We start from the raw sequence: 13564 nt of genomic DNA on the forward strand, positions 1-13564 counted from the left end.
GTTTGTTGGCGTTCCGGTTCCATGATGTTGAAGATCGATCGGCACTTTCTTGACGCTTGGTCGTTCGGCAGCCGGTACAAAGAAGGGGCAAGGGGTGCAGCACAGCGTGAATTCCGTCGAAGACTGGCTGCACGATCCTTTTTCGTTTCTCGGCCGGCATGACGGCGTGGTGCGGACTTATCAGCCCGGCGCGCAGTCCGTTGTGGCGATCGGCGATGATGTTGAGTGTGCGCTAGAGGCTGACCACCGCGTTCCCGGCCTCTTCACCGGCAAAGCGCCCGAAGGTCCTTATCGCCTGCGGGTGACCTGGCCCGACGGCGGCGTCAGCGAGGCAGCGGACCCCTATGCCTTCGGTCCAGTCCTAGGCGATCTCGACCTCTATCTGTTCGGCTCTGGGAGCCATTGGGACCTGCCCGTTCGGCTGGGTGCCAATCCGATCGTGCATGCGGGTGTAGAGGGTACCCATTTCGCGGTATGGGCGCCCAATGCGCGTTCCGTCAGCGTAACGGGCGACTTCACCGGCTGGGACGCGCAGCGGCTGCCGATGCGGCTGCACCATGGCGCTGGGCTGTGGGAGATTTTCGTGCCGGGCGTCGGTGCAAGTGCGCGGTACAAGTTCGCCGTGACCGGTGCCGATGGCGTGCGTCGCGAGAAAGCCGATCCGCTCGCCCGCGCCACCGAACTCCCGCCCGCAACCGCCTCAATCGTCGCGCCGGCGCCCGATTTCCAGTGGAGCGATGCCGACTGGATGGCGAAGCGCGCCGAGCGCCAGCATCCCGGCGCGCCCGTTTCGATCTATGAAATGCACGCCGGCTCCTGGCGGCGGCCCTGGCATGGCGGCGAGCATGACTGGGACCAGATCGCCGAGCAGCTGATCCCCTACCTTCAGGACATGGGCTTTACTCATGTCGAGCTGATGCCGATCATGGAGCATCCGTTCGGCGGCTCCTGGGGCTATCAGCCGCTGTCGCAGTTCGCGCCCACTTCGCGCCATGGCAGCCCAGAACAGTTCGCCCGCTTCGTCGACCGCTGCCACGCCGTCGGCATCGGCGTCATCCTCGACTGGGTACCTGCCCACTTTCCGTCCGACGCGCACGGCTTGGCAAACTTCGACGGCACCGCCCTCTACGAACATGCCGATCCACGCGAGGGCTATCACCCCGACTGGAATACCCTGATCTACAATCTTGGGCGCCAGGAGGTGTCGGGCATGCTGATCGCCTCGGCCGTGTGGTGGCTGGAGCGCTTCCACATCGACGGGCTGCGCGTCGATGCCGTCGCCTCGATGCTCTACCGCGATTACAGCCGTCGTGAGGGCGAATGGGTACCGAACCGCCATGGCGGGCGTGAGAATTTAGAGTCGATCGCCTTCCTCCAGCGCATGAACCAGGTGGTGGCGGAACGCTGCCCCGGCGCGATCACCATTGCCGAGGAATCCACGGCCTTTCCCGGCGTAACCGCGCCGGTCGAGCATGGCGGGCTGGGCTTCACCTTTAAATGGAACATGGGGTGGATGAACGACACCCTGCGCTACTTGGAGCGTGATCCGCTGCACCGCCAATGGCATCACGGCGATATGAGCTTCGGGCTGGTCTATGCGTTCACCGAAAAGTTCATCCTGCCGCTCAGCCATGACGAGGTCGTCCATGGCAAGCATTCGATGCTCGCCAAGATGCCGGGCGACCGCTGGCAGCGCTTCGCCAATTTGCGTGCCTATTACGCGTTCATGTGGACGCACCCGGGCAAGAAGCTGTTGTTCATGGGCGACGAACTGGCGCAGACCGCCGAGTGGAACCATGACGGCCAGCTCGACTGGCAGGCGCTTCAGGCACCTGATCATGCCGGCGTGCAGGCGCTGGTCCGCGACCTGAACCACGTCTATCGCACCGAGCCCGCGCTGCACCATAGCGACGCGGACTGGCGCGGGTTCGACTGGATCGTCGGGGACGACGCGGCGAACAGCGTGTTCGTCTATCTGCGCCGCTCCGCCTATGGCGGCGCGCCCCTGCTGGTCGCGGTCAACCTGACCCCCGTCCCGCGCCACGGCTACCGCGTCGGTGTGCCCCATGCCGGGCGCTGGGCCGAAATCCTCAACAGCGATGCCGCCGGCTATGGCGGCGGGAACCTAAGCAATGGTGAGGCGCTGCACAGCGCCAACGTGCCCAGCCACGGCCAACCCCAATCGCTCGACCTCACCATTCCGCCGCTGGCGGCCATCATCCTGCGTTACGAAGGAACTGCTGCTTGACTCGTATCCCCGATCGCCTCGAGGCGGGCCGCCCCTACCCGCTCGGCGCGACCTTTGACGGCCTTGGCGTCAACTTCGCCGTGTTCTCCGCGCACGCTGAAAAGATCGAACTGTGCCTGTTCGACGAACATGGCCGGCGCGAGATCGCCCGGCTGGAGCTGCCCGAATGGACCGACGAGATCTGGCACGGCTATCTGCCCGATGCGCGCCCGGGCCAGCTCTACGGTTTTCGCGCGCATGGTCCCTATGCACCCGAACAGGGCCATCGCTTCAATCCGAACAAGCTGCTGCTGGATCCCTATACCCGCCGCACCTTTGGCCGCATCCGCTGGAGCGACGCGCTGCATGGCTACCGCGTCAACTCGCCGCGCGCAGACCTGAGCTTCGACCGGCGCGACAGCGCGGCGGCGATGCCCAAGTCGGTGGTGGTCACGGACGCTTTCGACTGGGGCGACGACCGCCGGCCCAACACTCCCTGGTCCGAAACCGTGATCTATGAGGCGCATGTAAAGGGCCTCACCCAGCTGATGGAAAGCGTGCCACATGCCGAGCGCGGCACCTACCGTGCGCTCAGCCATCCCGACGTGATCGCCCATCTCCAGCGCCTGGGCATCACCGCCATCGAGCTAATGCCGGTGCACGGCTTCGTTCAGGACCGCTTCCTGCAGGAAAAAGGACTGGTGAACTATTGGGGCTATAACAGCCTCTCCTTCTTCGCGCCCGAGCAGCGCTATCTGGGCGGCGGCGATGCCGACGATCTGCGGCTGGCCGTCCGACGCTTCCACGCCGCGGGCATCGAAGTACTGCTCGACGTGGTCTACAACCACACCGCCGAAGGGTCCGAGCTCGGCCAGACCATGTGCTTCCGCGGCCTCGACAATGCGACTTACTACCGGCTGCAAAAGGACAATCCGCGCTATTGCGTGAACGACACCGGGACGGGCAACACCTTCAACCTCGATCAGCCGCGCGTGCTCCAGATGGTGACGGATTCGCTGCGCCACTGGGTGGAATCCTACCATATCGACGGCTTCCGCTTCGACCTCGGCTCGACGCTGGGGCGCACCGGCGATGGCGGCTTCGATCCCGGCGCCTCCTTCTTCGACGTGCTGCGCCAGGACCCGGTGCTCGGCCGCGTCAAGCTGATCTCCGAGCCTTGGGACATCGGGCCCGGCGGCTATCAGCTCGGCAACCACCCGCCCGGCTTTGCCGAATGGAACGACAAGTTCCGCGACTCCACCCGCCGCTTCTGGAAGGGGGATGCCGGCGTCCGCCCCGAATTCGCCGCGCGCCTTTCAGGCTCCGGCGACCTGTTCGACCGCCGCGCTCGTCGCCCCTGGGCCAGCGTCAATTACGTCGCCAGCCATGACGGCCAGACGCTCGCCGACCTGACCCAGTACGAAGAGCGCCACAACGAGGCCAATGGTGAGGACAATCGCGACGGGCACTCGGACAACCATTCCTGCAACTGGGGCGTAGAGGGCCCGACCGACGATCCGGCGATCAACGCGGTGCGCGAGCGCGTGCGCCGATCGATGCTGATCACGGTGCTCAGCTCGCTCGGCACCCCGATGCTGCTCGCCGGCGACGAGTTCGGCCGCACGCAGGGTGGCAACAACAACGCCTATTGCCAGGACAACGAGATCAGCTGGCTCGACTGGGCGCAGGCCGCGAGCGAGGCGGGCCAGAGCCTGGCGCATTTCGTCCGCCGCCTGATCCTCATCCGCAAGCACTATCCCCTCGTCCGCTCCAGCGCCTTCCTCTACGGCGAGGAGATCGCGCCCGGCATCCGCAACATCGACTGGTTCGACGAGCGCGGCCAGTCGCTCACCCCTGAGGACTGGCAGAACCCGGAAGGCAAGGCGCTGGTGATGCGCCGCGCGCGCCTGCTGGAGGACGGCCAGTACGAGGCGATCACGCTGCTGATGAACGGGTCGCAGGTCTCGCTCGACTTCACCCTGCCCGAGCCGCACGTGTATCGCCGCCTGCTGGTCGACAGCGCCGACACCGGCATTGGCGAACGCGACCTGACCGAGACGACGCTGCGGGTCGAGGATCGCGCCGCGGTGCTCCTCTACGCCACGGGGAACATCGAATGAACTGGGGTCCCGTCCTGCTGGCGCCCGACCGCACCCGTTTCGCGCTTTGGGCACCCGCGCTCGACACGTTGACGCTGGAGGTCGACGGCCAGGAACCCCGCGCCATGGAGCCTCAGGCCGATGGCTGGTTCGCAGTGGAAGCCCCGTGCGGCGCGGGCGCCCGCTACCGCTTCCGCCTGCCCGACGGCACCGCCGTGCCCGACCCCGCCGCCCGCGCGCAGGGCAGCGACGTCCACGGCTGGAGCATCGTAACCGACCCCCAAAGCTTTCAGTGGAAAACGCAGGACTGGCGCGGAAGACCCTGGAATGAGGCGGTAATCCTGGAATGCCATGCCGGCGTGGCGGGCGGCTTCGCGGGCGTGGCCAAGATGCTGGCCAGCGCTGCCGACACTGGCTTCACCGCGCTCGAACTCATGCCGGTCGCGGCGTTCGGCGGCACCCGCAACTGGGGCTATGACGGCGTGCTGCCCTATGCCCCGGCAGCCGCGTATGGCGATCCCGACGCGCTCAAGGCGTTGGTCGACCAGGCGCATGCCGAGGGCGTGATGATATTCCTCGACGTGGTCTACAACCATTTCGGTCCCGACGGGAATTACCTCTCCGCCTACGCGCCCGACTTCTTCAAGGCCGATGTGGACACGCCCTGGGGCGGCGCGATCGACTTCGCCAAGGAGCCGGTCGCTCGCTTCTTCATCGACAACGCAATCTACTGGCTGCGCGAGTTCCGCTTCGACGGCCTGCGCTTCGACGCGGTGCATGCGATCGCCGACAACGCGTTCCTCGATCGCATGGCGCGTGAGATCCGCGCCGCCTCCCCGGACCGCCACATCCACCTGGTGCTGGAGAACGAGCATAACGACGCCGCCCGGCTCAAGGGCAGCTACGACGCGCAGTGGAACGACGACTTCCACAACGTCATGCACGTCCTGCTGACCGGCGAAGATCATGGCTATTACAAGGACTTCGCGGAGGATCCTGCCAAAAAGCTCGCCCGCTGTCTGAGCGAAGGTTTCATCTATCAGGGTCAGGGCTCGCCCAACCAGAAGGGCAAGCCGCGCGGCACCCCCAGCGGCCATCTGCCCCCCTTCCGCTTCGTCTCCTTCCTCCAAAACCACGACCAGATCGGCAACCGCGCGCTCGGCGAACGGCTGACCGTCCTCACCAGCGTCGAACGGCTCCGCGCGGCCACGGGCATGCTGCTGCTCTGCCCGCAAATCCCGCTCGCCTTCATGGGCGATGCGGAGGGTTCGGAAACGCCGTTCCTGTTCTTCACCGACTTCCATGACGAACTGGCAGACGCCGTGCGGGAAGGCCGACGCGGCGAGTTCGCGCACTTTCCCGGCTTCTCGGACCCAGCGCTGCGCGAGCGGATTCCCGATCCCAATGCGCGCGCAACGTTCGACGCGTCCCGTGCCGCGCCCGGGCCCGATGCGCAGGCCTGGGGGACGCTGTACAAGGACCTGCTGGCGCTGCGGCGCGAGCGGATCATCCCGCATCTGGAGGCGAGCAAGTCGCTAGGCGCCGAGGCGATCGGCGACAAGGCGGTGGTGGCACGCTGGCAACTCGGCGGCGGCACCCTCACCCTGGCACTGAACCTCGGCGAGGCGCCCGTCGCGATGGAAGCCGTTCAGGGCGACACGGTGGTGACGATCGGCGCCGGCCGGACCGAGAGCGGACTGATGCCGGCAAGCTTTTGTGCGTGGTGGCAGGGATGACCGATCAGGCCGTCGAACGACTGGCGCAAGCTGCCGGCATTTCGATCGAGTGGGAGGATGCCGACAGCACCGCCCGCCGCGTATCGCCCGAGAGCCTGAGGCTGGTGTTGTCGGGTCTCGGCTTCGCGTGCGACGGCGAAGCGCAGTGCCGGGAAAGCATGGCGATGCTCGGCGACGCGGCGGGGCCCTCGTGCCGGGTCTTGCAGGCCGGCGAGCGGATCGCGGGGCTCTACGGTGCGGCGCAACTGGTGCTGGAAGACGGCACCCGCCTAGACCTGGACCTGGCGACGGAGCCTCCGGTGACCGCCATCGGCTATCACCGGCTGGAATGGTCGGGCGGCGTGCTTCCCATCATCGTAGCGCCGCCGCGCTGCGTCGAGATCGCGCCCGGCACCCGCCCCTGGGGCACTGCCGCCCAGATCTATTCGCTGCGCGACGAACAGCCGTTCGGTGACTTTGGCAGCCTTGCCGACTTCGTGAGCCAGGCCCGCAACGCCGGCGCCGACGCGGTGATGATGAGCCCCGTGCACGCGCTCTTCACCACCGATCCCAGCCGCTACAGCCCCTATTCCCCGTCCAGCCGTCACTTTCTCAATCCCTGGTTCGCGGATGCCGGCCGGGGCTGGTTCGACGATGAAGCTGGCGGGCTGATCGACTGGCAGCAGGCGGTGCCTGCCAAGCTGGCGGCGCTCCGCAGGCTCTATGACGCCAAGCGGGACGATCCCGGCTTCCGTAGCTTCGCTGCCGGCGCAGACGCGGCGCTGATTGGCCATGCCCGGTTCGAGGCGCTGCACGCCCATTTCTTCGCAAGCACAGGCGCGCGCGGGTGGCAGGACTGGCCTGAGGTCTATCGCCGCCCGGATGCGCCAGCGGTGGAGCAGTTCGCACGCGACCAGGCCGGGGAGATCGACTTCCACCTGTTCCTGCAATGGTGGACCGACCAGTCGCTGTCGCGCGCCGGCGATCCCGCCAGCGGCATGGCGATCGGGCTGGTGACCGATCTGGCCGTCGGGCTGGACCCAGGCGGCAGCCATGCCTGGAGCCGGGGCGAGGAACTGATGATGGGCATCGGCATCGGCGCCCCGCCCGACGCCTTCCAGGCTGCCGGACAGAATTGGGGCATCACCAGCTTTTCGCCCTTCGCGCTGCAAAGGCTGGAATATGCCCCCTTTATCGGCCTGATCCGCAGCGCCATGCGCCATGCCGGCGGCATCCGCATTGACCATGCTCTGGGACTGCGGCGGCTGTGGGTGGTGCCAAGCGGCGCGGAGCCGCTCGACGGCGCCTATCTGCGTTTCCCCGAACAGGACATCCTGCGCCTCATCGCGCTGGAATCGCATCGCGCCCGTGCGCTGGTGATCGGCGAGGATCTGGGCGTCGTGCCGCCCGGCTTCCGCGACACCATCGCCGAGCGGGGGCTGATGGGCATGCGCGTGCTCCCCTTCGAACGCGACGAAGCGGGTGACTTCACGCCGTCGTCGGGATGGGACGAACAGGCCGCGGCGATGACGAGCACCCACGACCTGACGCCGATCGCCGGTTGGTGGCAGGGCCGCGACATCGACTGGCGCGAGAAGCTCGGCGCCGCCGGCGACCGCGAAGCCGACCGGACCCAGCGTGCCACGGAACGGAGCAGCCTGTGGCAGGCTTGCAGCGACGCTGGTGTAGCCAAAGGTCTCGAACCCGCGCCCGACCAACCCGAGCCGGCGCTCGACGCCGTCATCGCCTTCGCCGCCCAGGCGCCCTGCGAATTGCTGATCGTCCCTGCGGAGGATCTGTTCGGCCTCGACGAGGCGCCCAACCTGCCCGGCACCGTCGACGAACACCCCAATTGGCGCCGCCGCCTGCCCGATCGTGCGGAAGCGCTGTTCGCGCGCGACGACGTGTCGCGCCGCCTGACCCTTATTCGTGAAGCCAGGAAATCATGATCCCGCGCGCCACTTACCGCATCCAGTTCCACCGCGACTTTCCCTTCGACGCGGCGGTCCCGCTCGCAGGCTATCTCAAGTCGCTGGGGGTCAGCCACCTCTACGCCTCCCCGATCGGCACGGCGCGCTCGGGCTCGACGCACGGCTATGACGTGGTCGATGCCACGACGATCAACCCGGAACTGGGCGGCGAAGACGGCTTCCGCGCGCTAGCGGCGGCACTGAAAGCCGAGGGGCTCGGCATCATCCTCGATATCGTGCCCAACCACATGGCGGTGGGCGGCGCCGACAATCGCTGGTGGATGGACGTGCTCGAACATGGGCCCGACAGCGCGTTCGCGCGCTTCTTCGACATCGACTGGGATGCGGGCAAGCTGCTCGCGCCCTTCCTCGGCACCGGCTATGGCGAAGCGCTGCGCAGCGGCGCCCTGGCGCTGGAGGCCGATGGATCGGCCGTCATGGCGCACGGCACCCACCGCTTCCCGCTCCGCCCCGAAGACCGCGCCGCCCTTGCCGGCGAAGCCGATCTCGCCACCCGCTATGATGGGCATACCCCCGAGGGTGCCGAGCGCCTGCACGCCCTGCTCGAACGCCAGCATTACCGCCTCGCCTGGTGGCGCACCGCTGCGGACGAGATCAACTGGCGGCGCTTCTTCGACATCACCGAACTGGCCGGGTTGCGGGTCGAGGAGCAGGCGGTGTTCGACGCCGTCCACGTCCTCCCCCTGCGCCTGTATCGCGAAGGCCTGATCGACGGCGTGCGCGTCGACCATGTCGATGGTCTCGCCGATCCCGGCGGCTATTGCCGGCGGCTGCGCGCGGCGCTGGAGGCACAGCGCGAAGGCCCCGCCTATCTTATCGTCGAGAAGATCCTCGCCGCCGGCGAACCGCTGCCCACCGATTGGCAGACCGACGGCACCAGCGGCTATGACTTCATGAACCATGTCGCCGGACTGCTCCACGACCCCGCCGGCGAAGCCCCGCTCACCCGCTACTGGCATGAGTTGAGCGGGCGCCCCGCCGACTTCCTGGAGGAGGAACACGCCGCCCGCATCGAGATCCTCGAGCGCACCTTCCCCGGCCAGCTCGACGCCGTCGCCGACGCGTTCCACCGGATCGCCCGCGCCGACCTCGCGACGCGCGACATCACGCGCGGCATGATCCGCCGCGGCCTGGCCGCAATCCTGGTGCAGTTCACAGCCTATCGTAGCTATGGCGGCCAAAGCCTTGACGACAGACTGGGCCGCGCCGCTGCGGCTGCCAAAGAAGCGGTGCGGCCGTCCGAGACGGCGGTCATCGATCAGCTCGTTGCGTGGATGCAGGGCGGGCAAGCCCAGGACGCCACCCGCCGCTTCGAACAGCTGAGCGCCCCGCTCGCCGCCAAGTCGGTCGAGGACACCGCCTTCTATCGCTATGGCCGGCTGCTCTCGCGCACCGATGTGGGCTTCGACGCCGACCGCTTCTCGCTCTCCCCCGCCGAGTTCGCCGAAACGGTACAGGCGCGCGCCGCCGCTTATCCCCACGCCATGCTCACCACCGCCACCCACGATCATAAGCGGGGCCAAGATGTACGCGCCCGCCTCGCGGTGCTGAGCGAAATGCCCGAGCTATGGATCGAAACCGCCACCCGCTGGGGCGAACTGTCGATCGCCGAGGGCATCGACGCCGGCGACTGCTATCAGGTGCTCCAGACGCTGGTCGGCGCCTGCCCCTTCGTGCTGGACGATCCCGAAGGTTTTGCCGAGCGGGTGGTGCAATGGTCGCAAAAGGCGCTGCGCGAGGCAAAACTGCGCTCGTCCTGGACGCTCCCCGACGAAGCCTATGAAGCGCGTATCGCCGATTTCGTGCGAAACTTCCTCAGAAGCGCGGAATTACGCCGCGAACTTACCGATTTCGTCGACCAGATCGGCCCCGCGGGCGCGGTAAACGGCATCGTCCAGGCGGTACTGCGCTCCACCCTGCCCGGCGTGCCCGACTGCTACCAGGGCACGGATTTCTGGGATTTCAGCCTGGTGGATCCCGACAATCGCCGCCCCGTCGACTATGCCGCCCGCCAGAACGACACCGCTGGCGACTGGCGCACCGGCCAGATCAAGCAAACCGCCATTGCCGAGTGCCTCGCACTCAAGTCGACGGACGCCAGCTTCACTCGCGTGGACGCCACCGGCGCACGAGCCGAGAATCTATTCACCTTTCGAGTGAACGACTTGCTGGTCGTTGTTCCAATCCGTTGCGCACCAGCAGTAAGGGGGGACCTGTCCCTAGATCCCGCTTGGTGGGGCGACACCAAGGTACATGATTTCCGCGTCGACCAGATGCTGGCCAACAAGCCCTACGCCCTGATCCGATAGTGCCACCGGAACGTCCCGCACCCGCACTCGTTCGGCTGGCCTGTGCTAGCGTGGGGCAATGAACAAGTGAGCGAATATCCAAGCGTCGGTGAAGTCGCAGTACATCTCGCGCAAGCCCTGCAAACCAACGACATAATCTTCCTAGCCCCCGACGAACCCCGCGCCGCCGCAATAGAGCGCGCCCTCGCCGCGGCGGTGCCGGACGTGGCGGTCATCTTCGCCCCAGGCAGCGACGCGCTCCCAGGCGACGGCGCGCCGGCCTCTCCCGCCAATGTCGGGCAGCGCGTGGCGGCATTGCGGCGGCTGCGGGTCGCGAAGGCGGATGGAAAACGCGTGGCGCTGGTCAGCACGGGCGAAGCGGCAGCGCGGCTCTACCCTGCTCCGCCGGCCTTCGACACGGCGCCGCCGCTCGTCGCGGTGGGCCAGGAGATCGACCTTGCCGCCTTCGCCGAGAAGCTGGTCGAGATCGGCTATGTCCATGACGAGCGGGTCGACGAACCCGGCGAGGTGGCCCTGCGCGGCCAAGTGATCGACGTCTTCCCCGCCGATGCCGGCCAGCCCTATCGCATCGAGGCACAGGATGGGCGCGTCGCCTGGGTACGGCCCTATGACGCCGCCAGCCAACTCACGGTCGGCGAAGCCGAAGTGCTGGAAATGGGTCGGGTGACCGAACCCGAATTGGATGACGCAGTGCCGCTGCTCGACCATGTGCCCGGCGCCGTGGTGGTTGTTGAGCCGGGTGCGGACAAGCGCCGGAAGCGCTTCCTGGCGCTTGCCGCCGATGCCGAGCGACAGCGGCCCGGATCCGGGCGCGGCGTGTGCGAGGAGACACGCTGGAGCGAGGCACTCACCGCCCGCGAGGCGCTGACGCTTCCGGAGCCTAGCGAGCCGCCGGCGCGCTTCGTCGAGAGCCGCGCGCCGATGCGCGGCTTTGCCAAGGCTGCGCGAGCGGCGTTTGCAGAAGGCAACCGCGTCGTTTTGCTCGGCAGCCCGCGCGACCTACGCTTCATCAAGCGGCGGGCGACCAAGGTGCTAAACTGCGAGGCAGTGGAAGCGGATAGCTGGGCGGCGGTTCTGGCAGCGCCTTCCGGCAGTCTGGTGACGCTGGCGATGCCGGTCGACCGCGGCTTCCGCGCCGAAGGCGTGCTTGCCGTCGCGGCAGCGGACTTGCTCGGCAGCCGCGCGAAGCTGGATGACAGCCAGAGCGTGGCGTCGGGTGCGGAGCTGTTCGACCTGGGCGACATCCGGGTCGGCGACGTGGTGGTGCACGAGGATCATGGTATCGGCGTCGTCGAGGGTTTGGCGCCGCTTCCCGTTGCCGAAGGCGAACCCGCCGGCGATGGCATCCAGCTGCGCTATGCCGAGGATGGCCGGCGGCTGGTGCCGGTGGCGGAGGCCGACCGGATCTGGCGCTATGGCGCGGACGAGGAAGCAGTGACGCTCGACCGGCTCGACGGATCGAGTTGGCAGAAGCGTCGTGGGGCGATCAACGAGGCGGTCGAGGAAAGCGCACGCGCGCTGCTGGCGCTCACTGCCGAGCGTGAGAAGCGCACCGCCGCAGTGATCGAGCCCGATCCTGCCGCCTATGAGCGCTTCGCCAGCGGCTTCCCTTTCATCGAAACCGCCGACCAGGCCAAGGCGATCGCGGCGGTGCGCGACGACCTCGCCTCGGGCAAGCCGATGGACCGGTTGGTGGTTGGCGATGTCGGCTATGGCAAGACCGAAGTGGCGCTGCGCGCCGCGGCGCTGGCGGCACTGGCCGGGCGGCAAGTGGCGGTAGCGGCGCCGACCACGGTACTCGCCCGCCAGCATCTGGAGAGCTTCGCCAATCGCTTCGAAGGTACTGGCATCCAGGTGGCCGGGCTCTCCCGCCTTTCTACCGCCGCCGAGAAGAAGGCGGTCAAGGCAGGCCTCGCGGATGGGTCGGTGGGGGTCGTGATCGGCACCGGCGCGGTTGCTGGCAAGGGCATTGAGTACAAGGACTTGGCGCTAGTCGTTATCGACGAGGAGCAGCGTTTCGGCGCCGCTGACAAGAACCGGCTGCGGACCATGGGCGAAGGCCATGTACTGACGCTGAGCGCCACGCCGATCCCGCGCACGCTGCAAATGGCGCTGGTGGGCCTCCAGCAACTGTCGGTGATCGCCACGCCGCCTGCCCGCCGCCAGCCGATCCGCACCGCCGTGCTGAGCTTCGATCCGCAGGTGCTGCGCACCGCCCTGCTGCGCGAGCGCAGCCGCGGCGGGCAGAGCTTCGTCGTCGTGCCGCGCATCGAGGACATGGCACCGCTTGCCGAGCGGTTGGGCAAGCTGGTGCCCGAGCTCAAGATCTTCGAAGCGCATGGCAAGTTGCCGGCACAAGACATTGATGACGTGATGGTCCGCTTCGGCGCAGGTCAAGGCGACGTGCTGCTCGCCACCAACATCATCGAGGCCGGGCTGGACGTACCGCGCGCGAACACCATGATCGTGTGGCGCGCCGATCGCTTCGGGCTGTCACAGCTCCACCAGCTGCGCGGACGCGTGGGGCGCGGCAGCCGACGCGGCCAGGTGCTGCTGGTCACCGATCCCGACGCAGAGATTGCGCCGCGCACGCTTACCCGGCTGCGCACGCTCCAGGCGTTCGATCGGCTGGGCGCCGGCTTTGCGATCAGCGCGCGCGATCTCGATATGCGTGGCGCCGGCGACCTGCTGGGTGAGGCGCAAGCCGGGCATATGAAGCTGATCGGCATCGACCTGTACCAGCACCTGCTGGAGATCGCGGTACGCCGCACCCGCGGGGAGGAAGTCGAGCGCTGGACCGCGCAGCTCAACCTGGGGTTGCACGGGCGCCTGCCCGAGGGTTGGGTCCCGGAGGAGGAGCTGCGCGTCACCCTCTACGCCCGCCTCGCCCGGATCGACAGCGTTGGCGGGATGGACAGTTTCGAGGCCGAGCTGGAGGACCGTTTCGGCGAACTGCCGGACGAAGTGCAGACGCTGATCGCGCTTGCCCGCGCGCGGTTGCTGGCGCGCTCGGCGGGAATAAGGCGGATCGACGCGGGGCCGGCGGCGCTCGCGCTCACGCCGGACAGCAGCTTCGGGGGCGATCCCGATGCGTTCGGGCTGATCGAGAAGAACGGGCGGCTGCTGCTGAGCGAAGCAATCGAAGCGCCGGCCGAACGGTTGCAGCGTGTTGAAGCGTTGCTGAGCGAGATGGCGAACTGACGCAGGCTAGCGAAGCGTCGCC

General features: G+C 67.7%; 6 protein-coding genes. All 6 read left to right on the top strand.

The window, feature by feature from the left end; translation table 11 throughout:
* Window positions 1-106 precede the first annotated feature (106 nt).
* The 6 genes from glgB to LQ953_RS09845 all read left to right on the top strand — a co-directional run bounded on the left by glgB (window position 107) and on the right by LQ953_RS09845 (window position 13542).
* Entirely contained in the window at window positions 107-2248 is a 2142-nt protein-coding gene (gene glgB, locus LQ953_RS09820) for a 1,4-alpha-glucan branching protein GlgB (protein WP_231030562.1), read from the top strand.
* A complete protein-coding gene (gene glgX, locus LQ953_RS09825) occupies window positions 2245-4347 on the top strand; it encodes a glycogen debranching protein GlgX (protein ID WP_231030563.1) in 2103 nt (700 codons plus the stop codon). Before glgB ends, glgX begins: the two co-directional genes overlap by 4 nt.
* A complete protein-coding gene (gene treZ / locus LQ953_RS09830; protein WP_231030564.1) occupies window positions 4344-6062 on the top strand; it encodes a malto-oligosyltrehalose trehalohydrolase in 1719 nt (572 codons plus the stop codon). The genes glgX and treZ overlap by 4 nt, the downstream gene beginning before the upstream one ends.
* Window positions 6059-7990, top strand: a complete 1932-nt coding sequence (gene malQ / locus LQ953_RS09835) for a 4-alpha-glucanotransferase (RefSeq protein ID WP_231030565.1) — start codon at window positions 6059-6061, stop codon at window positions 7988-7990. The genes treZ and malQ overlap by 4 nt, the downstream gene beginning before the upstream one ends.
* On the top strand, window positions 7987-10341 hold the full coding sequence (gene treY, locus LQ953_RS09840; RefSeq protein ID WP_231030566.1) for a malto-oligosyltrehalose synthase: 2355 nt from the start codon (window positions 7987-7989) through the stop codon (window positions 10339-10341). Before malQ ends, treY begins: the two co-directional genes overlap by 4 nt.
* Window positions 10342-10407: 66 nt before the next feature.
* Entirely contained in the window at window positions 10408-13542 is a 3135-nt protein-coding gene (locus LQ953_RS09845) for a helicase-related protein (RefSeq protein ID WP_231030567.1), read from the top strand.
* Window positions 13543-13564: the final 22 nt, after the last annotated feature.

This window comes from Sphingomonas sp. IC-56, assembly GCF_021043375.1.
In the GTDB taxonomy this organism is placed as follows: Bacteria; Pseudomonadota; Alphaproteobacteria; order Sphingomonadales; family Sphingomonadaceae; genus Sphingomonas.